The 22,858-nt window shown below is 45.6% G+C and carries 19 protein-coding genes; 5 read left to right on the top strand and 14 right to left on the bottom strand.

The genetic code is table 11. From position 1 onward, the window contains the following. Positions 1-4 precede the first annotated feature (4 nt). Both F3J22_RS16540 and F3J22_RS30860 read left to right on the top strand, forming a co-directional pair. Positions 5-1,519 carry a RagB/SusD family nutrient uptake outer membrane protein gene (locus F3J22_RS16540; protein ID WP_167019060.1) on the top strand — a complete coding sequence of 505 codons (1,515 nt, stop codon included), beginning with the start codon at positions 5-7 and terminating at the stop codon, positions 1,517-1,519. Between the two features lie 87 nt (positions 1,520-1,606). Next, positions 1,607-3,445: an alkaline phosphatase gene (locus F3J22_RS30860; protein WP_167019059.1), complete on the top strand. Its 1,839-nt coding sequence runs from the start codon at positions 1,607-1,609 to the stop codon at positions 3,443-3,445. 152 nt (positions 3,446-3,597) lie between these two features. Here F3J22_RS30860 and ygiD read toward each other — a convergent pair whose 3' ends face one another. From ygiD to F3J22_RS16510, 5 genes are all read right to left on the bottom strand, one after another. Beyond that, positions 3,598-4,479 (bottom strand): 4,5-DOPA dioxygenase extradiol, encoded by an 882-nt coding sequence (ygiD, locus tag F3J22_RS16530; RefSeq protein WP_240155113.1) that lies wholly within the window; start codon positions 4,477-4,479, stop codon positions 3,598-3,600. A 222-nt stretch (positions 4,480-4,701) separates the two neighbouring features. Then, the gene (locus F3J22_RS16525) at positions 4,702-5,280 is read right to left on the bottom strand and encodes a Crp/Fnr family transcriptional regulator (protein ID WP_167019058.1); all 579 of its coding nucleotides are present in this window, start codon (positions 5,278-5,280) and stop codon (positions 4,702-4,704) included. 176 nt (positions 5,281-5,456) lie between these two features. After that, the gene (locus F3J22_RS16520; protein WP_167019057.1) at positions 5,457-6,011 is read right to left on the bottom strand and encodes an alkylphosphonate utilization protein; all 555 of its coding nucleotides are present in this window, start codon (positions 6,009-6,011) and stop codon (positions 5,457-5,459) included. A gap of 67 nt (positions 6,012-6,078) precedes the next feature. Continuing rightward, positions 6,079-7,197 (bottom strand): hypothetical protein, encoded by a 1,119-nt coding sequence (locus F3J22_RS16515; RefSeq protein ID WP_167019056.1) that lies wholly within the window; start codon positions 7,195-7,197, stop codon positions 6,079-6,081. 151 nt (positions 7,198-7,348) lie between these two features. Then, complete coding sequence (locus tag F3J22_RS16510) at positions 7,349-8,095, bottom strand: SDR family NAD(P)-dependent oxidoreductase (RefSeq protein WP_167019055.1); 747 nt, start codon at positions 8,093-8,095, stop codon at positions 7,349-7,351. A gap of 368 nt (positions 8,096-8,463) precedes the next feature. On the opposite strand from F3J22_RS16510, the gene F3J22_RS16505 reads away from it, so the two are divergent. After that, complete coding sequence (locus F3J22_RS16505) at positions 8,464-9,903, top strand: hypothetical protein (RefSeq protein WP_167019054.1); 1,440 nt, start codon at positions 8,464-8,466, stop codon at positions 9,901-9,903. 82 nt (positions 9,904-9,985) lie between these two features. On the opposite strand, the gene F3J22_RS16500 is transcribed toward F3J22_RS16505, so the two are convergent. The 9 genes from F3J22_RS16500 to F3J22_RS16460 all read right to left on the bottom strand — a co-directional run bounded on the left by F3J22_RS16500 (position 9,986) and on the right by F3J22_RS16460 (position 20,998). Then, entirely contained in the window at positions 9,986-10,570 is a 585-nt protein-coding gene (locus tag F3J22_RS16500; protein ID WP_167019053.1) for a hypothetical protein, read from the bottom strand. Between the two features lie 53 nt (positions 10,571-10,623). Continuing rightward, on the bottom strand, positions 10,624-11,634 hold the full coding sequence (locus F3J22_RS16495; protein ID WP_167019052.1) for a S9 family peptidase: 1,011 nt from the start codon (positions 11,632-11,634) through the stop codon (positions 10,624-10,626). A 93-nt stretch (positions 11,635-11,727) separates the two neighbouring features. Further along, entirely contained in the window at positions 11,728-12,345 is a 618-nt protein-coding gene (locus F3J22_RS16490; RefSeq protein ID WP_167019051.1) for a Crp/Fnr family transcriptional regulator, read from the bottom strand. Between the two features lie 26 nt (positions 12,346-12,371). Further along, positions 12,372-13,073: an alpha/beta fold hydrolase gene (locus tag F3J22_RS16485; RefSeq protein WP_167019050.1), complete on the bottom strand. Its 702-nt coding sequence runs from the start codon at positions 13,071-13,073 to the stop codon at positions 12,372-12,374. A 154-nt stretch (positions 13,074-13,227) separates the two neighbouring features. After that, entirely contained in the window at positions 13,228-14,649 is a 1,422-nt protein-coding gene (locus tag F3J22_RS16480; protein ID WP_167019049.1) for an efflux transporter outer membrane subunit, read from the bottom strand. Between the two features lie 12 nt (positions 14,650-14,661). Then, the gene (locus F3J22_RS16475) at positions 14,662-17,796 is read right to left on the bottom strand and encodes an efflux RND transporter permease subunit (RefSeq protein ID WP_167019048.1); all 3,135 of its coding nucleotides are present in this window, start codon (positions 17,794-17,796) and stop codon (positions 14,662-14,664) included. A gap of 17 nt (positions 17,797-17,813) precedes the next feature. Further along, a complete protein-coding gene (locus tag F3J22_RS16470; protein ID WP_167019047.1) occupies positions 17,814-18,950 on the bottom strand; it encodes an efflux RND transporter periplasmic adaptor subunit in 1,137 nt (378 codons plus the stop codon). 204 nt (positions 18,951-19,154) lie between these two features. Beyond that, the gene (locus tag F3J22_RS16465; protein ID WP_167019046.1) at positions 19,155-19,904 is read right to left on the bottom strand and encodes a LytTR family DNA-binding domain-containing protein; all 750 of its coding nucleotides are present in this window, start codon (positions 19,902-19,904) and stop codon (positions 19,155-19,157) included. A gap of 5 nt (positions 19,905-19,909) precedes the next feature. Beyond that, positions 19,910-20,998 (bottom strand): sensor histidine kinase, encoded by a 1,089-nt coding sequence (locus F3J22_RS16460; RefSeq protein ID WP_167019045.1) that lies wholly within the window; start codon positions 20,996-20,998, stop codon positions 19,910-19,912. A 217-nt stretch (positions 20,999-21,215) separates the two neighbouring features. Between F3J22_RS16460 and F3J22_RS16455 the strand changes: the two genes are divergently transcribed. Then, entirely contained in the window at positions 21,216-22,427 is a 1,212-nt protein-coding gene (locus F3J22_RS16455; protein WP_167019044.1) for an ATP/GTP-binding protein, read from the top strand. Continuing rightward, on the top strand, positions 22,417-22,839 hold the full coding sequence (locus F3J22_RS16450; protein WP_167019043.1) for a hypothetical protein: 423 nt from the start codon (positions 22,417-22,419) through the stop codon (positions 22,837-22,839). The genes F3J22_RS16455 and F3J22_RS16450 overlap by 11 nt, the downstream gene beginning before the upstream one ends. Positions 22,840-22,858 lie beyond the last annotated feature (19 nt).

The following is a 22,858-nucleotide window of genomic DNA, read 5'->3' as shown; positions in this document are numbered from 1 at the left end:
TTTTATGAAAAAGACTATATACGCTTTCTCCATACTCGCAGGACTGAGTTTCACCGCCTGTAACAAAAAGCTGGACGTGACGCCTGAAGGTTCTCCGTCGCTGGGTAACTTCTGGCAAACAGCTAACGATGCTACCAGTGGCGTAAACGCCATGTACGATCAGTTTGATGATGAAAACTTTTATGGCCGCGGCTGTTTCTGGTTCATCGATGCCAGCGACGACATGGTAGTTGGCCGTGGTAAACCGGAAGCCGAAAACATCAAAAACTTCAATCCTTCGTTTATTGGTGGCAGTTATACCGAAGGTCAGTGGTCGTTGCGCTATATCGTTATCAAACGTGCCAACGATGTACTGAACAAGGTTCCTGGCATTAAGATGGACGACAATCTGAAAAAACGTTATCTTGGTGAAGCCTACTTCCTGAGCGGGCTGATGTATTTCCAGCTGGCCTACAACTATGGCGACGACCGTGCAGGCGTACCTATTGTAAGCAAGTACCACCCTACTCCGGGTGAAGTAGTACCAAGAGCAGCCAATGTGAACGTGAACTATGATTCCATCATCACTGACCTGAAACAGGCCGCCTCACTGCTACCGGATTTCGATACCTATAAACCGGCGGACTATGGCCATGCGCACCGCACTGCTGCACTGGCATATCTCGCTAAAACATATCTCTATAAAAAAGATTATGCTAACGCAGAAGCTTATGCCGATTCAGTGATCCTGAGCGGAAAGCATTCCCTGCTGCCTAATTTCGGGGATGTGTTTACCATCGCCAACAACTGGACATCAGAATATATCTGGTCTGCCTACAGCACTGCTGCCGGCACTGCAGGATGGGGAAGCATTCTGCCAGGTGTAATGCTGGAACTGACCGGCTGGGGTAAATACAATGGCTGGGGTTATTATATGCCAACCAGGGAGCTGGTAGATGAATATGAAACAGGGGACCTGCGTAAAGCAGCCACCATTTTGACTCCTGGTGACAAATTCCAGTACTTCGGTGCTACCATGACCTACAGTTCTACCAACAGTAAGAGTGGTTACCAGTTCCGCAAATACATGGAGCCATTTGGTTATGCCAATCCGGTAGGTACTTACCTGAGTCCTAACGGCGACCACCCAACGACCGCGTTAAATCCGCCATTGCTGCGCTATGCGGAAGTGTTGCTGATCAAAGCAGAAGCAAGACTGATGCAGGGTAAAAATGCAGACAATGAAATCAATATGATCCGCAAACGTGCCGGCCTGACACCTATCACAGGAGCTACCATGGTGAACCTGAAACATGAGAGAAGAATGGAACTGGCAGGCGAATGGGCCGACCGTCACCGCGACCTCGTAAGATGGGGAGATGCCAAAGCTGCCTATGCCAAACCTTTGCACGGTTATGATCCGGTACAGGTAATATGGCCTGCCCGTACTTTCGACCCTGTAGTGAACGGCGTATGGCCGGTACCACAGCGCGAAATCGATGCCAGCGGCGGCAAAATTCAACAGAACGCCGGCTGGTAACAACCGCTCATTTTCTTAATCCTTTGACCCCTTACCTGTGCGCGCTAGTCAGCGCCGGGTAAGGGGTTATTATTTAACATGATTACAGTGAAAAGATTATTCCTTCTTCCTTTCTGCCTGCTCGCCTCTACCGTTTACGCACAAACGAAAGTTTACACCATGGCGCAGGTCCACTCACACAACGACTACGAACGCGGCATTCCGTTCTATGATGCAGCCGCGCTGCGCCTCGGTTCTATCGAAGCAGACATCCATCTGAAAGATGGCACCTTATATGTTGCCCACAACGCTAATGATATCCAGCCTAACCGCACCTTAGAAGAATTATACATCAAACCGGTAATCAGACAGTTTAGTCTGAACAACAACAAGCCCTATCCCGGCAACGAGTCCATGCAACTGCTGATAGACCTGAAAACGGCCGCCGGGCCTACACTCAGGGCATTACAACAGCTACTGCTGCCTTACCGCCAGTATTTCGACACCCGCATCAACCCACATGCCGTAAGAATCGTTTTATCCGGTAACCTGCCGGATATGCATACCTGGCAGGACTATGACTCCCTGTTTTATTTTGATGGCCGCCCCGACAGCACCTATACGCCGGAAGCAGCCAGACGTATTGCCATGGTGAGTGTGGACTTCGAAAACTATTCTAAATGGAATGGCAAGGGCACCCTTACCCCGGCCGATTTACAGGCTGTAAAAGCCGTGATAGACCACGCACATGCGCAGGGTTTTGCCTTCCGTTTCTGGGGTGCTCCCGATACCAGGAGTACCTGGTACAAGCTGATGGACCTGGGCGTAGATGTCATCGGCACCGATCATCCGGCAGAGATCTATGATGTCATGCAACATACTTCCGCCAACTATGCCGGCAACCTGCCCGTACATACGGTATACACACCTACCTACGCCAGCGATGCCACCAACGTTAAATCGAAAAATGTGATCCTCTTCATTGGCGATGGTACCGGCCTTGCGCAAATGTTTGCCGGCTATACCGCCAATAAAGGAGACCTGAATATATTCCGCCTGAAGCAACTCGGGCTTTCCAAAACACAATCTGTTGATAACTACCATACCGATTCTGCCGCCGGGGGCACCGCTCTTTCATCCGGTAATAAAACCAATAACAGAGAGCTGGGCATGGACAATACCTACGTTTCCATTCCGGTATTGCCTGAGAAGCTGCGCCCGCTGGGCATTCGTAGCGGCGTGCTGGTTACCGAGGAGATCACCGGCGCCACGCCTGCCGCTTTCTACGGACATACCGCAGACAGAGACAGCACCACCACGCTGTTCCGGCAGCTGGTAGATGGTAAGATGGACCTTGCTGTTGGCGGCGGACTGGAAGAATTCAACAAAGTATATAATGCGAATCAATTAGCGGAATTAAAGCGTGCAGGCGTCACCGTTATCAACGATGCAAAAGAATGGAATAGCGTAACGCAGGGCCGTACACTGGTTATCCTGAGTGATAGCGTGGTGACCTCCATGGAGCAGGGCCGTGGCGATTACCTGAAAACGATGCTGCAAAAAACTTTGAAGCAGCTGAGTAACGACAAAGGTTTCTTCCTGATGGTGGAAGGCTCCAGAATAGACCATGGAGGCCATTTCAACAATCTTGATTACCTGGTAAGGGAGATGCTTGATTTTGATGATGCCATCGGAGAAGCCATTCGTTTCGCCGACCAGAACAAAGAGACCACCATTGTGATTACTGCGGACCATGAAACCAGCGGACTGGCATTGATGGATGGCAACATCGGGGAAGGCTGGCTGCGCGGACATTTTGCAACGAATGACCATACCGGCATACCGGTAATGGTGTTTGCCTATGGGCCTAATTCACAATTGTTCAGGGGTGTGTATGAGAATACAGAGATTTATAAAAAGATACTGACCTGTTTTAGAATAAAATAAATTTAATGTTGCGCTGTAAATAGAAAAGGCTGTCTCAGGTTTGAGGCAGCTTTTTTTGTTTTCTTATTTGGAGATGCCTGCGGCATCTCCAAATAAGAAAAGGGCCCGGCCCTCGCCTATGGCGAGGGCCGGGCCCTTAAACCCGAAAATCGTTAACCAAACTTCACCGACGTCATCGTCAGTGAGCCACCAACGGCTTTATCATTGAAGAAGGAAATATCTTCCTTACCGTTATTGAGTCCTAAGGTATAGATCAGCGGCAGGTAATGCTCTGGTGTAGGAATTGCCAGCAGCGCTTCTTTTCCCAGGTTCTGGAAATTCATCAGGGCGTTGTGGTCGCCATTCTGAATCAGTCGTTTAAATTTATCGTTGATGTCCAGTGCCCAGTCGTAGCCGTAGTTGTCGTCATTGAGGCGACTCCATGCTACCATGCGCAGGTTATGCACCATGTTGCCGCTACCGATGATGAGTACGCCTCTGCGACGCAGCTCATAGAGCTCTTTGGCCAGCTCATAATGGTATTTGGGCCCTTTCGTATAGTCGATGCTGAGTTGAAGCACGGGAATATCAGCCTGCGGGTACATATGACGGATGACCGTCCAGGCGCCATGGTCCAGGCCCCAGTCGTGGTCCAGTTCAATTTGCGCGGAATGGACCAAATCAGCCGTTTCTCTGGCCAATATTGGCGATCCCGGCGCTGGATACTGCACATCAAATAATTCCTTCGGAAAGCCCCCGAAATCGTGTATTGTCTGGGGGAAGTCCATGGCGGTAATCCGGGTACCCGGGGTATACCAGTGTGCTGATACTACCAGTACCGCTTTGGGTACCGGCAGGTCTTTTCCCATCTGTGCCCATCGTCTGCTAAATTCCGTATCCTCAATACCATTCATGGGCGATCCGTGTCCGATAAATAATACGGGCATCAGTTGCTGTTCCCTGGGGAGGGAATCTGTAAACTGTCTGAAAGCCGAAAAAGTAGTCATTCCTATTACTCCTGTTATTGCTGTTTTAATAAATTGCTTTCTTTCCATGCGGAAATATTAAAAAGCCTGAAAATCTAAAGTTTAAATCAATATCATATGATTTTGCAACCGATACCGAAGGTATCGGCTGGGTTGGTTCCGCGCTGCGCGCGGTGTTGCTATCATTATATTTTACCAGAAATATAATGTTACAAAGATAGCATGTGCAGATAGCCGTTTCCAATGATTCAGATCAAGAAAACAGCTTAAACCAGGTTAATATATAATAAATCAGGATGTGTGGAGTCGTTTGCGGATGCGGCTGATGGTTTCGGGGGTAACACCCATAAAGGAAGCGATCATATGTTGCGGTACACGTTGCAGGATATTAGGGTAGGCAGCTACCAGGGCTTTGTAGCGTTCTTCGGCCGACAAACTGATCATATCTGTCGTTCTTTTCTGCAAGGCCACATAGGCATCGGTAATGGTTATACGAATAAACCGTTCAAAGGCCGGCATGGTCTCCAGCAGTGCATTGTAAGCATCGTAGCTGATGAGTGTCAGGTCTGTGTCTTCCAGTGTTTCGATGGTGAGGGTTCCGGGAGACTGCCGCAGAAAGCTGTTGAGATCAGCGATGGTCCAACCTTCCAGGGCAAAGGCTGCGATATGCTCATGACCTTCGTTATCGATGAGGAAAGCGCGCATAGCGCCCTTTTCCACGATGGCTACCTGTCTGCATACTTCTCCTTCCTGCAGAAAGAACTGGCGCTTACGGATTTTCCTGTGCGTCAGGTGCTGCTTCAGCAGAGCTTTATCTGTTGGAGATAAGGGCACTTTTTCTTCGAATTTCTGAAAGAAGGTTTCGTACATGCATGGGTTGTTATGTACAAATATAAGTTATTAGGCAGATCATTAATTACGATGCGATCACGTTTTGTCGCCTTAAACTTTTTGGGAACGCCTCCGGCGTTCCCAAAAAGTTTAAGGGGTTCTGCTCCAGCCTGCGGCTGGAACAGAACCCCTTAAACCAGGTATAAAGAATTAAATTATCCTTTCTTCACGTATTTGGTGAGGATAACAATAGTCTGATCATTGATCTTACCTTCAATATGTTCAATATTATCAGGTACGAGGCGGATACGTTTAACAACGGTGCCTTTAGGTGCGCTGAAGCTGGTGCCTTTCACGTCCAGTGCCTGTGTAAGCACTACGTTGTCGCCATTACTTAATGCATTACCAAAGGAATCTCTGTGTACTTCAGCTACTTCAAAAGCGCTCAGGGCCCATTGTACAATATGTTCTTCCGGTTCTACTGAACCAAGGATATCAGCAGCCCAGTCGCTCGCTTTGGCAGCGTACAACAGTCTGTAGCTTAAAGCCTGTACTGCAGGTTCCGGGTTCCAGATGGCTCCTTCGAGGAAACGCCAGTAATCGCCGGTTTCATTCTTCTCAATTGCCTGAAAGCAGGTATCACACAGCGCTACCTGGTTCTCTACACTATCAGATTTCGGACTCACCGTGTATTCTACAGTTGCAGGTAAGGAACCACAGAGTTCGCAGGTTCCACCACTGCGATCATGAAGGCTTTTTCCAATCGCCATAATTAAAAGTATTTTATTAAGAAGGCGCAAAGTTATGAAAATTCTATGACAATTGGCCGGGAGCTCCTTATAAATTGGCCTGTAGCAATAGCGCTATGGTTGCGGGTACCACTCCCCTCACCTGCTGCGCCCACTGCAACAAGCTGAAGTTATTGGCATCCCTTAATGCAGCCAGTTCTTTCTTATAATACTTTAAAAATGGCATCAGCATATCCTGCTCATTTCTTCTTACCAGATCAAAAATAATGGCGGGTGAGGTATGTATGATCTGTTGTAACAGCCAGTGTGGCCGTTGCAGGAAATAAGCCCTGAAATGCTTTCTGCGCTTTTGATTGCTGGTAAAGGCATTTAAAAGACATTCAATCACGTGTTCGTTGATATTGCTGCGGAGATTTTCAAGATAAGGTAAGATCTGCGGATCCTCATAGGGAAAAATCAGTGTAAGCCAATGCATATTCAGCAAGGCAATCCTTCTGAAATAGGCAGCAGAAACATAATACTCCCGTGTATCGAAAGGGAGATAGCCCAGGTCCATCATCCGGAGTATGGTCATCTCCTGCATATCCTGTACTTCCGGCGATGGGCGCAGGTCGCGCAGGAACATTTCAAAAACTTCAAAACTATACTGATCTGTTGTTTCCCTGTTGATAAACCAGGGGAAGATGTCGTAACAACATTGGTATTGCTCCCTGGAAGTCAGGTATAGTCCGGGGGTACCGATGCCTCCGCCCAGGTAAATAATCAGCCATTCCAATGCCACTGAGCCACCATTGCCTACATAGGCCTTCTGTCCGGATATATCTGCACCAGCGGTAATGGATATACGAATAATATCTTTTACCACTGGTAATATGGCTGCGGGCATATGACCGATTTCCTTTATCAGCATGGCCAGGTTATAGGTCCCCAGTTCATCCGTACCCAGTAAGACGGCCGAAGCGCCTTTGTCTGTAAGGTTTTTCAGCTCCCGGTGAATATTATTAATATCTCCCGTATGTCTACCGGAAAAAAAAGCCTCCAGTTTTTCGAAAGTTATTTTGAACTGCTGATCTAATACAGTGGCTTCTTCCTGACTGAGCCAGCCTCTCACCTGTTCATGAGTGGCTTTATCTTTATCTATACGGGCGGTATCGGCTGCCAGCTGCCCCCGGAATTGTGAAAACGGATATCGCTGCAATTGGGTCATACAAAAACTATTCACTGAAAGCGGAAGGTAAGTATATTTTTCTGAATGAGCCACCACGGGCGCTATATACTCACATATACTTGCAGTCACAGCTAATATCTTCGCCAACTTAACGTCGCTATCCGGCGCTAAAACAAAAGTCATCCTTTTGCTATCGAGCCATGAATCCGCCATCAATCGGATAATAGCCTCCGGTAGCAAAGGATGCTTTATGGCTGCTCAGGAAAGTGACGAGGTAAGCCACTTCCTCCGCTGTACCCATCCTGCCTATAGGCTGCGCTGCATTCAGCATTTCCTCCATGCCGCCGAAATTATTACTTACCAGCGGCGTATCGATAAATGCCGGCCCTACGGCGTTGATACGGATATTACGCGTCGCATACTCCAGTGCGGAAGTGAGCGTAAGGCCAACATTGGCGTGCTTTGTAGCAATATACGCCGCTATACCGGGTAAGCCTATACGTCCGCCAACAGACGACATATTCACAATGGCACCACCACCATTGGCCAGCATTACCGGGATTTCATACTTCATGGAATAGAACATACCATTAAGATTGATATCAATCGTTTCCTTCCAGTCGTCAATAGAGAAAAGATCTGTATCCTTCGGCTGTTTGAGGATTCCTGCGTTATTGCAGGCGATATCCAGTTGTCCGTAACGGGCCACTGTTTCTTCCACCATTCTTTCACAATCTTCCGGAATACTGACATCAGCCACCACATAGATAGCATCGCCGCCGGCGGCTTTAATTTCTTCCGTTACTGCTTTCAGCGTGGCTTCCGTGCGGCCTGTAAGCACAACCTTTGCGCCGTTGGCTGCATAATCAATAGCTACAGCTCTTCCTATTCCCAGGCTGGCGCCTGTAACAAGGGCAACTTTGTTTTCTAATAACATAATTATGGTTTAATGATGAGAGATTTCCAGGGTTATCTGCTACAATAACGTTGAGATTAAATAATATTTACAAGACATAATTCCGTCTTCTCAAAAATAGAAGCGTCTCCATGAAGTATAACTTCAGCATATGAAAAGTATATTAATTTAAAAACAACAAATGATGACCATCTACCTAAAACCCTTATAAACAAAGGACATTAAACACATAACAACAAATACTATATACCGACTGAAGTGGTAGCTACACCCTTCATGTGTACTTTTGTTTGAAATCCTTACAGTATAAAAAATTACCAACTTATAAATAACGCAGCCCCAACAGACAGCGCGAGAAATATTGTGTAACTGTTAAATAGTTTGTAACCATGAAACCCGAAATTTGTGCGACACCCCAGGTTTTGCAGGAGCTATTTACGCTCAGAAAAAATGACAAATACCATCCTGATATGGATGCAGCCGGCATTCAGCAGCAGTATGCCCCTGAAAATGTAGCAGCACTGGCATTGAGCCTGTCAGATATTACCGCTGCCTTTTATGGCATACTATTACAACAGGCTGATAGAATCAGTGGCAATCATGTAGCAGATGCCTTATCTCAAACGCTGCTTTATCAATTGGGCTACAATAAAGGTCACAGGGTCACTGAAAACCACCTTTCACTGCAACATGACGCCCGTGGCGCAATAGAGGTGATTATTGCCACCATACTCACTGCCAGCCCAGAATTTAGCTTTAGTGTAGAAACTTATGCAGCTGATGCAGTAATGTTTAAACTAACCGGCCATGACCGCTACCATCGCATTGCCAGGCAGCTGGACATTATCAATATCCTGGAATGGCCGGTGGTACTGCCTTTCTTTAACGGTGTCTGTGCCGCAGTAGCGCCGGGCTATACGACTACCCCACTCCATATCGACGTAGACGATGACAGTGCATGTGATTACACCTTTATTATTGGCAAAGAGCCAGCAGCAGTACAGTCACCTGTGATACAAACAGGTATGAATCCCCCATTCTTTAAGCTGCCTGATGCTCCGCTGGTAACCAAAGGAAAATTACTGGAAGTAGAACTGGGCAGGGCATCCGATTTCCTGCTGTACGATTTCATAGAACTGGTACGGTATTGTATTTCAGCGGAGGCATGGAATGCCAACAGACTGTATCCGACCGGCGCCGACCAATATATGCTGGGCGATAAGTTCAGGGCCGTACGCTTCGGTACATTCACCGAACATACGCAATACAAGGCGGTGGTCGACAGTCTTGTTATCAAAAAACGTAAGCGTAAAAGCCTGGTGCGTGTACTCTCCGAATCCGGAGAATTGATTTATCTGATGATGTTTGACTATTTTATGTGGAATAGCGGGGAGTTTAAAAGGAAATTTGCGCAGCTGAAAAGTGAAGTTACTTTCGCGGCGGATATTAAACCTCCATTACCAACAGTAACAAGAACCAGCTTCGATAACCCTTACGCATATACGGCGGTACTGTCGCCCGTAACGGAAGCCCAGTGTGCAGGCCACTTCGACGGTTACCCACTGGTACCCGGACTCCTGCTGATGAATGTATTATTACATGAAGCAGAGAAATGGATAAATGACATAATAGGCAGCACCACTGCAAAACCCATCCTGGATACACTTACCATTCATCCCAACCGGGCCATGCAAACAAATACACCGTTTAATGTGGCCATCAGTGTGTATAGCGCATCCGCTACGGTATTCAAATTCGTACATACGATTACACACGATAGTGATCCTTCAGTAGTATTATCTTTTGTAGAATTTGATATAGAGATATAGTTATTATATAGATAAAAAAATCCCGGGACTGACATCCCGGGATTTATATTTTTTATAGCGCGTTCTTCATCTTCTTCCAGAGCTATTTTATTTTTAGCAGATGCCCATCCGATTGAATCTTATATCGTTGTTCTGTAATCTCAGGATGTTCCTGATCTCCATCACCAGGTGCATAGGTGTAATCCGAGACCGTAAGCAGGGAATCATTCTCAAACTTGTATTCCAGTCTGCCGTAGGCGGTACTATCGTCCTGGTCACAGTCTGAAAACACTTCCAACTGCTCAATCCCTTTATTCGCTTTTGTATTATATGTCACGAGTATTCGTTTTGAACATACCAGTTCATCGTTATAAATCAGGATAATAACGCGCAGACTATCGTTTAAACTATAATATCTATTCCCTGCTGAATGCCCCTGACGAATGGTGTAATTGTCCAGCCCCATTTGTATCAACTGCGAAGTATCCAGTGGAATACCGTTATTGATACTATCCCAGAGATTGTTGCATGCAGGATATAAGACTGTATCAGCCATCACGGTCATAGCTACCGTATTGGTGGAAACAGCAGTATCAGCTGGCGGTGGTTTTTGCACAACATTGCCGCCACCACAGGAAATCAGGAAAATCAGGGAACAAATAATCAGTAAAAGGGATAAATATTTCATACGTATATAATTACCTGTAAGATATCTTTATCTGCTTATTATTATCTTCTAACTTAAAAATACTGACGTAACCATTTTAACATAGCTTCTTTACAATCATCAGCATAAGGCACCTGTGAATAACTTCCGTGGAAGCAACGATCTGCCAGTTTAAAACTATGATTGGCACCAGTTATAGTCAATGTATCAAAGTTAACCGGCATTCCCTGCGGGAAATAATGCTGCATAGATTCCCTGCACCATTCCGGGCGTACCAGCGCATCTTCCGTACCCCAAAGAAACAATATAGGAGCGTGTATATTCCGTAGATAATCAGCAGGATCAAAATTTTTGATTACCTGTAGTTGTTTCCAGTTTTGTTGAAAAGGGAAAAAGCTAGCCAGCATAACATCCAGGTCTACCTGTTTTTCTGCTTTAGTCAGTGCCTCCTCCGATGTCAGACTTTCTTCGCACAAATATTTGATGTAGTAGTCATTTACAAGTTGCTTACGGACACTAAATACCGGCCCTGCCATGGAAATACCTGCGGCAAACCGTGCAGGATATTTTGCCAGCGCCACCTGTGAGATCCATCCTCCCTGGCTATGCCCTGCAATGATAATACGGGAGCTGTCTACAAATGGTAAACCTGCGCCAAAATCAGCGGCTGCTTTAGCATCAGCTGCGCGCTGTTCAAAATCGGCATCATACCAGTTTCCATCCGATTCACCAATGCCACGCTTATCAAAACATAGTAATGCAATGCTGTCCATAGGCAGGTTTTGCAGAAACATGGTATCCAGCATAGTGGCATAATTACTTCTGTACGACGAGCCCGCAGACCCAACACAGAACACGATTAACGGCACTTTTCTTCCAGCGGGAGCATTGGTAAAAACTGTTCCTTTCAGCATCGTATTTCCACTCTGAAAGGTGATTGGTGCTCCTTTCTTCAGAAATGCTTCATTAACGCGGGAAAGGGCTGCCTTCTTAAAAAAGATCCGGGGATGTAAAAAATTAGCATACAGCGATATAGTGGCTACCAGTGCAATCAGGGTCAGGATAAATACAAAAACCTTTTTCAATTATATTGAATTTTGATCAAGGTAGGATATTTAATCAGATCAAAATTCCCCTGTTGGTAGTATGCCAAATTGCCAATAATCACCAGTAGATAACTATAGCGATGACCCGAAACTATTCCGGCCACCGAATTTTCCGGCTACCATCACCCTGGCGCGACTCAACGCTTCTCTGCTCGTATACAGGTAGCGTGCAATATTGGTGAGGGATATTTTCTGAATAATGGCCGGGCGGTGGCGCAACAGGAAACGGTAACGCTCCAACGGGCTTTTCAGCGATAAAATATATTGATGTTCTGCCTGTTGTTCCATGATATCCTGGTATAATTGCATATTTACGTGAAAAATGCTGGAATGCAGGTCGTATAAGGGTTGTAGCTTTTTGATATGAAAGCGGAGAATCACTGCATCTTCCAGCGCAGTGATTTCCAGGTACGAGGGTTTATTATTGACATAGCTCACGCAGTTGGTCAGGAAGTCATCCATGAAGCCGAAGTTCATGATTTTTTCGCTGCCGTCTTCAGCGGCAAAGCTGTATTTGAATTGTCCGGACAACACAAATGCGCCATATCTGGCAATCTTTCCTACACGCAGGAACTGTTCTCCTTTCCTGATATAACGGACAGTGGCCAGCTGGTCGAGTAGTTGCCACTCTTCCATTGATACCTGCGGGTATTTTCTGATCAGTCTTTCGAAATAAGATGGGAGGTTCATAGATCAAAAATATTATTTTATCCGGATTATGCATTGTTAAGATATGCTGCCAGCACCTGGTTAAACTCATATGGTTTTTCCATCATAGGTACGTGGCCACAGTCGTCGAAAACCACCAGCTGAGCGGAAGGGAGCCATTCTTTGAACTCATGTGCCACATGAACAGGCGTGATATGATCATTTGCGCCCCATATCAGTAGCACCGGTGAAGTGATAGCTGGCAGAAGATCAGCCACATAGTGCCGCTGTGCCGACTTGGCGGCACGCAATACCGTCAGGCATTTGCGGGTGTCTCTTGTGATGGTCAGTACTTCCTCCACCATTTCATCAGAGGCCATGGCAGGATCATGGAAAGTATAGGCCACACGTTCGCGGATATATTCCAGGGTGCTTCTTTTAGGGAAGCCGCCCATACTGGTATTTTCGTATAGTCCGGAACTGCCTGTCAGCACCAGTGTTTTTACATGATGTGCATGTTTTGCGGCGTAGAGGATGGCTACATGTCCGCCCAGGGAGTTACCTACCAGGATAACGTCTTTCAGGTTATTAGCTGCGATATATTCCTCCAGGAAAGTAGTGAGGCGACTGAGCTGATCGCCGGCAGCCGTTTCGTATATGGGGAGTGCCGGCACATGTACGTCGTAGTCAGGGCTGAAATACGCCACCACACTGCTCCAGTTGCTCAGCTGTCCGAAAAGGCCATGCAGTAATATCATATGCTGTTTCATAATTATCCATTTACAGCAAAAGTAGGGCTGCATTTTTTCGGGCGGTGTGATCGGGATCACAAACAACAAAAGGCCGCCTCTATGAATAGAGACGGCCCAACTTGAACATGTCTACTAAGTAGACATCATTCTAACTAAAACTGCAAAATTTGGACTACTGTTCTTCTGTCCCTCCTCCTAACGCTCTATAGATATCGACCGTGCTATTAAGTTGTTGTAATTCGATGCTTATCTGTTCGAGATCATTCTGCAATTTGGAATTCTGTGCGGTGATCACTTCCAGGTACGTAGCCATACCACTCTGATAGAGCAATGTTGCATCATGGGTAGCCTTATCCAGGGAGGCCGTTTTCTGCTTCACCAGCGCCAGGCGTTCGGTGGCGCCCTGGTAACTGGCCAGCGCATCAGAGACCTCTCCTACCGCCACCAGTACTGCCTGCTTAAATTGCAGCGCCATTTTATCCTGTTCCAACAGGGCAGTTTGATACGCCGTTTTGAGGGCACGCTTCTGGAATACCGGCTGGGCAATATTTGCAGCCAGGTTTTTAGTAATGGAACCCGGCAAATCAAACCAGGAGTTTACCTTAAAAGAGTTCAGTCCGCCCTGCGCTGTCAGGCTGAATGTGGGATACATAGCCGTTTTAGCCAGCCCTGTTTTAGCGTTCTGTGCTATCACTGCATATTCGGCCGCTTTCAGGTCGGGGCGGCGACTTAACAACTGTGCCGGCACACCGCCAGCAAAGGTGATCCCCGGCTGTACTTCCTGCAAAGCTGCAGCCCTGGCAATACTTCCAGGATAGGTGCCACATAAAATACGCAGGGCATTTTCCTGTACAGCGATGTTCTGTAAGGCTTGTGGTATCAGTAATTCAGCTGTTTTTTTCTGTGCCTCCGCCTGTTCTATTGCCAGTGAATTTATCTGCCCGGAATTATATTGCAGCCGCATCATCTGTAAGGTGCTTTCGTTCAGGCCAACATTTTCTTTTGCTATGCGTAGCTGGCCATCCAGACTAATCAGGTTATAGTAAGCCTGGGCTACCTGCGCTATGATACGTGTTTTCAGGGCTACCAGGTTTTCTTTCTGCCCCAGGTATTCTGCACGTGCCTGTTCCCGTTGCAGCTTAGCTTTCTGCCAGATATCCACTTCCCAGGAAACGGCCAGCGTTGCACTGAAGTCATCAATGTATTTGGTGCCTGCAAACTGCTCTGTCAGAGAGCCGTTTAAGCTGTTGGAAGACTGCCAGGTACGGTTGGCGCCAGCCGTAGCATTGACAGTGGGTAACAGCGCCTGTTTAGCCATCTTTCTGGCCAGGTCCAGCTGCTCCATACTCTTGATGGCCACGTTGATATCCGTGTTTTTCTCCAATGCCTGCTCTATCAGCGAAATCAGCACCGGATCCTTAAAAAATGCGCGCCATGGCAGCTGTACCGTATCGCTGGTAAGCGCGACACTGGTGTTATACTGTGCCGGCATGTCCAGTGGCTGCCGGGAGTATGGTTTTGTGACGGCACAGGAAGCCATGACAGCGGTTATTCCCAGGCCGGCGATGATATATTTTATATTCAAGCCAATCATTTCTAATAACAATTAATGGTGAGCAATTCTTTTAACACCTGATACTTTGTCCTGCAAATACTGGAAGAACATATACAGTACAGGGATCAGAAACACACCAATGACAACACCACTGAGCATACCGATGGCAGCACTTACACTGATAGATTTATTTCCTGATGCCATGCCACCGGAAGAAAGCATTAACGGTATCATACCAACGATGAATGCCAGCGATGTCATGATAATAGGCCGCAACCTTGATCTGGCGCCAGCTACTGCGGCTTCCAGTATACTCAGTCCTGCGCGCCTGCGTTGTACCGCAAACTCTACAATCAGGATAGCATTTTTTGCCAGTAATCCGATCAGCATGATCAGGCCTACCTGAACGTAGATATTATTATCCAGGCCTATTGCCAGCACACCTCCAAAAGCACCAATCACACCCGCAGGTATTGACAATATCACGGCCAGCGGCAACAGGTAACTTTCATATTGTGCTGCCAGCAGCAGGTATACGAACAACAAGCATAAGCTGAAGATCGCGATCGTTTGCCCGCCGGAGGCTTTTTCCTCCAGGCTAAGCCCTGTCCATTCATAGCTATAGTCCGACGGCAGCTGCTTTAATACAGGCTCGATGATATCCATCAGCTGACCATTGCTAACACCTGGAGCAGGCGTTACGTTTATGTTCAGGGAGTTATAGAGATTGTAGCGGCTCACCGACTCCGGTCCATACACTTTATTAAATTTCACCAGTGTAGTTACCGGCACCATTTCTCCGGTACTATTTTTTACATAGATATTGCTTAATGCCTGTTCATCCATTCTAAACACGCCATCTGCCTGAATCTTCACCCTATAAAACTTACCAAACCTGGAAAAATTCTGTGACTGGTCACCGGCAAAATAATATTGCATGGTGTTTAATATATCGGACACGCCTACACCGAGTTGTTTAGCCTTATCTTCATCTACTTCCAGCTCCAGCTGTGGAAAGTCGGCCCGGAACATGGTATACGCAAAGGCTACACCTGGCGTTTGCATGAGTTGTCCGATCACTTCATCTGCTTTTGCTTTCAGTACTTTAGGGCTGCGACCCATACGGTCCTGGAGCACTATTTCGGCATCGTTGGTCATACCGTAACCATCAACAGGCGGCATACGGAAAGCCATGACCGTACCTTCCCTGATCGTTCCCAGATCAGCGCTGATGGCGGCCAGTATCTTATCAATATCTTTTATTGCACCACGTTCCTTACGTGGTTTCAGTTTGATAAAGCCCATACCATAGGAAGATCCGGCACTGTTGGACAACAGGTTAAAGCCTGTGATGGAAGTATTTTCCTGTACCGCAGCATGTTTCTTTATCAACGTATTGATCTTACCAGCCACTTCGGTCGTTTTCGTCAGACCGGTTCCTGGCGGCATTGTCAGGGAATAAATGATCACGCCATCATCTTCCATGGGTACAAAACTTTTGGAAGTAGTGGCCATCAGCGTACCAGCAATCGCTATCATAATGGTGATCAGTGCGGCAGACAACCACTTTCTTTTTGCCAGAAACCTGACGCCTTTTACATATTTGCCGGTCATATTTTCAAAGCCAGCATTAAAGGCAGTACTGAACCTTTTACCGAAACTGCTGTCTTTTTTATTGGTAGTATTGGAATGGGTATTTTTCAGGAACAGTGCACAGAGGGCCGGTGTCAGTGTCAGCGCGTTTACTGCGGAGATGATGATAGCGGCAGCCAGTGTATAGGCGAACTGTTTATAGAACAGGCCAGCCGATCCCGACATAAAACCAATCGGGATAAACACGGCAGACATCACCAACGTGATAGATATTACCGCTCCTGTAATTTCACTCATCGCCCGCCGGGTGGCCTCTTTCCCTGTAAGGTGCGTACCTTCCATTTTACTATGCACTGCCTCTACCACTACAATCGCATCATCTACCACGATACCAATGGCCAATACCAGTGCGAAAAGGGTGAGCACGTTGATGGTAAACCCTAACAGCAGCAACACGAAGAAAGTACCTACAATGGCTACCGGCACGGCTATTGCCGGAATGATGGTAGAGCGAAGATCCTGCAGGAACAGGAACACCACAATAAACACCAGTATAAAAGCTTCTACCAGCGTATGTTTCACCTGAGAAGTAGCTTCATCCAGCCTGTCTTTGGAACTAATTACTTTAGAATATTTAATTCCCGGAGGAAATGATTTAGCTAACCGGGCAATCTCTTTATTGATACCTATTTCAATTTCATTCGCATTGGAGCCTGTTGTCTGCATAATGGCGATAGACACCGCATGATTACCATTGGAAAGGTTATCTCCGCTATAGGAAATCGAACCAAACTCTACGCGGGCAACATCTTTCAGGCGTATGATATTATTTCCGTTTGTTTTTATGACGATGTTCTCATAGTCTTCCGGCAGATTTTTCTTACCGCGGTAGCGGATGACATATTCCAGTGCCGCGTCAGACTCCTCTCCCAGTTTACCTGGAGCAGCTTCCAGGCTCTGGTCGCGGATGGCGTTGGATACATCTGTCGGAACAAGGCCATGCGCCGCCATTTTCTGGGGGTCCAGCCATATCCTCATCGAATAGTCTTTGATACCAAAAATCTGTGCCTGGCCAACGCCCTTGATTCTTTTAACCTGTGGTATCAGGTTGATATTGGCATAGTTCTGCAGGAAGGTTTCATCATAGCGGCTGTTATCGTCTGTATACAGGTTAAACAGCATGATCATACTATTCTGTTGTTTGGAAGTAGTGAGTCCCATACGGATCACTTCTTCCGGCAATACAGCGGTTGCCTGCTGTACCCTGTTCTGCACGTTTACGGCCGCCTGATCAGGATTTACACCTTGTTTAAATATTATAGAGATAGAAAATGAGCCGTCATTGCTGGCGGTAGACTTCATATATTCCATGTCTTCCACCCCATTGATCTGTTCTTCCAGCGGTGTTACGACAGATCGGATCACTGCTTCACTGTTACCACCGGGATAGGAACCAGATACCATCACCGTTGGCGGCGCAATATCCGGGAACCTGGTAACCGCCAGTCTGCTCAACCCCAGTAGTCCCAGAATCACGATGATGACGGAGATAACAGTGGCAAGCACAGGTCTGTCTATTATCTTTCTTAACATAAAATCTTCTTAAAAAATTATTTACTGAGATGAACCGAATCACCGGTATTAATTTCCGGCATTACCTGCATGCTGTCCTGCAGCATATCCAGGCGGTTGATGGCTACTTTATCGCCGGGTTGCAGGCCATCCTTCACGAAATAGGTATGTGGGGTGCTACCCTGTATGGTAATGGGGATCATAGACACCCTGTTGTTAGCGGCGAGGCGGAAAACAAAAAGTTTATCCTGGATATCCTTTACGCTGGCAATCGGCAGTTGGATTACATTGTTCAGGGTACTGTTGATGACTACTTTTGCAGCACCACCGGCACGCAGCAGTTTATCCGGGTTGGGAAATATCCCCTTCATGGAGATACTGCCGGTAGTCTGATCGATATTACCACTGGCTGTTTCAAGTGTACCCGCATGATCATATGCAGATCCGTCTGCCAGTATCAGGGAGATGTTATTCGTTTTACCATCGCCGATTACACCTGATTTTTTGTAGGAGATAAAATCAGCTTCGCTGATAGAGAAATAGACAAACACTGTACTGATATCCGACAATGTTGTTAAAGCCACCTGATCACCTGGCGACACGAGGTTACCGAGCCTGTTGGGGATGCGACCTATATAACCATTCACCGGTGCTTTCACCAGGGTGAAGTCAGCATTAATTTTTGAAGACCCTAATGCAGCTTTTGCCTGTTCTACCTGGGCGCTGGCAGCATTTAGATTTGCCTGTGCCGTTTGCAGCTGAATTTCCGTGATTACCTTTCCGGCCACCAGCGGTTTCAGTTTTTCTACTTCCAGGCGGGCATTGGCTTCTGCAGCGAGTGCCGCTTTGAGGGTAGCATTGCTGCTGTTTACCTGTTCTGTATATACTTCCGGTTTTATTTTAAAGAGAACCTGGCCTTTCTGCACATAATCTCCTTCCTTTACCAATACCGATTCCAGGTACCCGGTTACCTGTGGCTTTACCGTTACATTAACGACGCCCTCCATTAAGCCCGGGTAATTTTTATGTGTATCAGCATTCCCTTGTTTCAAAAGGATAAAGGAGGTTTTCATTGCAGGCATTTCGGCTGTGGACGCCGCATTGCTGTGTCCACAGGAGGACACCCCTATTGCACCCATTACCACCAGCAGCGAAGGAAGATATTTCCTGTACATAATTCTTGCTTTTTCAGTTTCAAATTCAGGGCAAAGGAAGTTATTATCTGTCCCGTATAATGGGTCAGGCAGCCGAAACGTAAATAATGGCGACTGAATGGTAAAATGGGGCAACTGAAAAGTGTGAGGACTCCGATGTATACTAAACAACAATAGCTGGCGGTGCGCCAGCTATTATCAATGATGTATATGGAGTAACAGGAATTAATACCCTAACCAGGCTTTCAGCAGCGGGGCTTTATCTCTGCTCACAATGATCTCTACATCCTGAAATCTCTTTAACTGCACTTTCAGTTTATTATTGAAATAATTATGTATTATATCCACCGCTTCAATATTGATAATATATTGCCTGTTGGCGCGAAAGAAAGTCTTGGGGTCCAGCTGTAATTCCAGTTCATCCAGTGTCAGCGGCACTGTTTCCTCATCACCATTGAGGAGCCGGGCTTTGGTCACTTTCTGTTCGGAACAGAAATACAGGGTACTATCTGCGAGGATGGTCTTAAACCCGTCTCTGTAGGGAATCAGAAATCGGCTACGGTAGTTTTTCGGTTTAATATCCTGTAATAATTTCTCCAGTGAAAGCGTGCTGGCAGCGGGTAATATGCGGTCGAATTTTTCGAGGGCAGCGCTGAGTTCCTCTTTTTCTACCGGCTTGAGCAGGTAGTCAATACTATTTTGTTTAAACGCCTGGATGGCGTATTCATCATATGCTGTTGTGAAGATGACCGGTGCGGAGATATTTGTTTTTTCGAAGATCTCGAAGCTGACACCGTCTCCCAGCTTGATATCCATCAGGATCAGATCCGGTTGCGGATGTTGTTGCAGCCATTGCAGGGTTTCGGCTACACTTTCCAGCACCGCTTTGATGACAGCGTTTGGGCGCAGTTCAGCGATGAGGCGTTTCAGCCTTTCTGCATTTGGTCTTTCATCTTCAATAATTACAATATTCATCTCTGCTAATTTAATAATGGTACCGTTACACGAAAAACGCTGTCATCCTGGTAAATTTCGGGTAGTGGAGCATCCAGTAATGTGTACCGGCGGTTGATATTATTGAGTCCTATCCCGGAGCCAGGAGCGGTGCTTTCCAGTGGATTAATGGTATTTTCCACGATTAGTTCCTTTAATTCGTTATTCTTTATAATAATCTTTAAAGGATCGCTTTTAGTTGTTTTATTATGTTTTAATGCATTTTCTACCAGCAGCTGTAATGTAAGTGGTGGTAGCTGCAGATTATAGCAATTGCTGTCGATATTGATATCGAAGGATACGCCTTGTCCGAGGCGCTGTTCCAGCAGAAATACATATGCTTTCAGAAACTTCATTTCTTCTGCCAGGGTGATAATATTCTTTTTAGAATTCACCAGGAGGTAACGATATATTTTGGCGAAGTTCTCAGAATATTCATAGCCAAGCTGCTGATTTTCTAGAATCAATTCGGAGAGTACACTCAGGTTATTAAAAACAAAATGTGGGTCCAGCTGCAGTTTAAGTGATTGGAGCTCTGCTTCCGTAGCGATCTGTTTTAGCTGAGCGGCTCTCAGAGTTTCATTACGCCAGTTGACAATAAGATAATTGACCGTATTGACGGCTACAATTACGAAGGCAATGATCACACTGGTGACCATCCACTGCATCAGCCCCCTGGCCTCTTCAATAGACATGGTGGCCCATTCGTTGGCACCGTCAGCGCCATCTACCACATAGATATAAAACGTAGTTATCAGGAAGTGCAGGATAAATACTACCAGGAGTATCAGGCTTGCTTCTGCCAGAAATCTTTTACCAGGATTTTCTACCCACGGTATCCGCTTATTTAAGCTGTTACTGATAACGATACTCAATTCACTGATACCAACACAAAACACAAGCGTGGTAAAGATATTGAGGAGTATATCTTTTAATGGTTGCTGGAAGAATTTGGGAAGATAATCTGAGTACGGATCAAGAACATAGGCGATCAGATACATGAGAAAAAACGAGGATACGACTATTACTATTCGTTTCCACCGGTTATTGATGAATGTATCATTAGTAGCGACCATATGTAGATGTATGACAGTTATCTTGGCAAATGTCGCATTTTACTGTTATTGTAACACACTAATATAACTGAAGCGGCAATTTGGGTGCCTGAAGAGGCAGGATGCGGGACTGAACCGGAGGAGCAGATGAAATCGAAAAACAATGTTAAGTCAAAAATCTACCATTATTTTTCAAATTAATAAATTAACGTTATATTCGTGTAGACTTTGTTATGTTATGCTTATAGAATTTAAGTTCAGAAATTACCTTTCATTCAAGGATGAAGTAAGTTTTTTGATGACGCCGGTTAAGTCATTTAAGGAACTGGAAGATGATAATATTATTAAAACCAGCAAAGGTTTTGATTTGATAAAGGTTGCTGCTGTATATGGTGTCAATGGTAGTGGAAAGAGTAATTTCATTACTGCATATTATTCCTTTACAAGGGTTATTTTCAATTCATTTCGTGATTCACTTGATCAGGATAATCAACGCAAAGTTTATCTGCGGCATTTCCTGCTCAATACAGCTTCTGAAAGGGAAAACACCATGTTTGAAGTATCGTTCCTAAAAGGACAATACATCTACCGATATGGATATGAGCTGCATGGAAATACTATTAAAAAAGAATGGCTTTACCGAAAACAGGATAGGGAAATTTTGCTTTTCAAACGGGATAACCAGCAATACCAGATCAACCACGAATCATTTGAAGAAGGAGAAAAATTCCATACAGAAGTTAATAAAAATGTGCTGTTATTAAGCCATCTTGCACAATACAATCAGCCTGTCAGTCAGGAAGTACTGGAATGGTTTCAAAGTACTGCCACAATTGATGGCATCGACCAGAACCCATATACGAAATTAACTGCCAACATGTTGAAAGAGGACAATGGTTTTAGGAAATGGGCAACAGTCGCACTCAAGTATCTTGAAATAGCCAACATAGAAGCTGGTGAAAAAGACGGTGAAATTATTACCTATCATAGAAGATATGACGCGAACAACCTGATCGTAGGGTCGCTTCCATTCAGTCCCAATATGGAATCTGACGGAACCAGGAAGTTAATACATATTCTAGGTCCGGTTTATTTAACATTACGTATCGGGGGCATTCTTTTCATTGATGAATTTGACTGTAAGCTGCATCCAAACTTAACAAAAAAGCTTCTCGAATTATTTCATAAATACAACAAACGGAATGCGCAATTTATTTTTTCTGCGCAGGATACAAATTTATTAGACAAAGATTTGCTGAGGAGAGATCAGATATGGTTTACCAATAAAGACCAATTTGGTGTATCAACACTTTATCCCTTATCGGATTTTAGTACCAAGGCTGTACGCAATACCTCAGACTTTGCTAAAAAGTACCTTGACAATACCTTTGGCGCTGCTGATACGATCGAAATCACAGACAAATTAACTGATTTATTGTATGGCGAGTAAAAAGGAAAAAAAACTGCCAGCATATCAAAGGGAACAAGGGAAAAGAGGTCCGCAAGGGCCAAAAAAGCCTAAACTAAATTTTTCTCTGGAACTATTGATCGATGTCACGGAAGGCCAACGCCTTAAAGACTGGGAAGCACTTGGACATCTTGCAAACATGATGGAAATGATACGTCATTTAAATAAATACACCTGCGAAGAAGCATTGCAGGATGGGAGTATCAAGCAATACGGGGCATTCCCCAAACACTCCGGATTCACTGAGCCTAAACATCTACCTCATAAAAACTGGGGGGCCATGCATATCACCAAAAAGAGCAAAGAAGTTGTAGCAGGCTTTTTCGAAGAGAATATTTTTTATATTATATTTCTTGATAAAGAGCATGCGTTTTATCCAGTAGCAGAAAAGTAACATAATGCGTATTATTCTG

Origin of the sequence: Chitinophaga sp. Cy-1792 (genome assembly GCF_011752935.1) — a bacterium.
GTDB lineage: Bacteria > Bacteroidota > Bacteroidia > Chitinophagales > Chitinophagaceae > Chitinophaga.
Note: the sequence above shows the minus strand (reverse complement) of the source record. Positions and strands in the feature narration are given on the sequence as shown.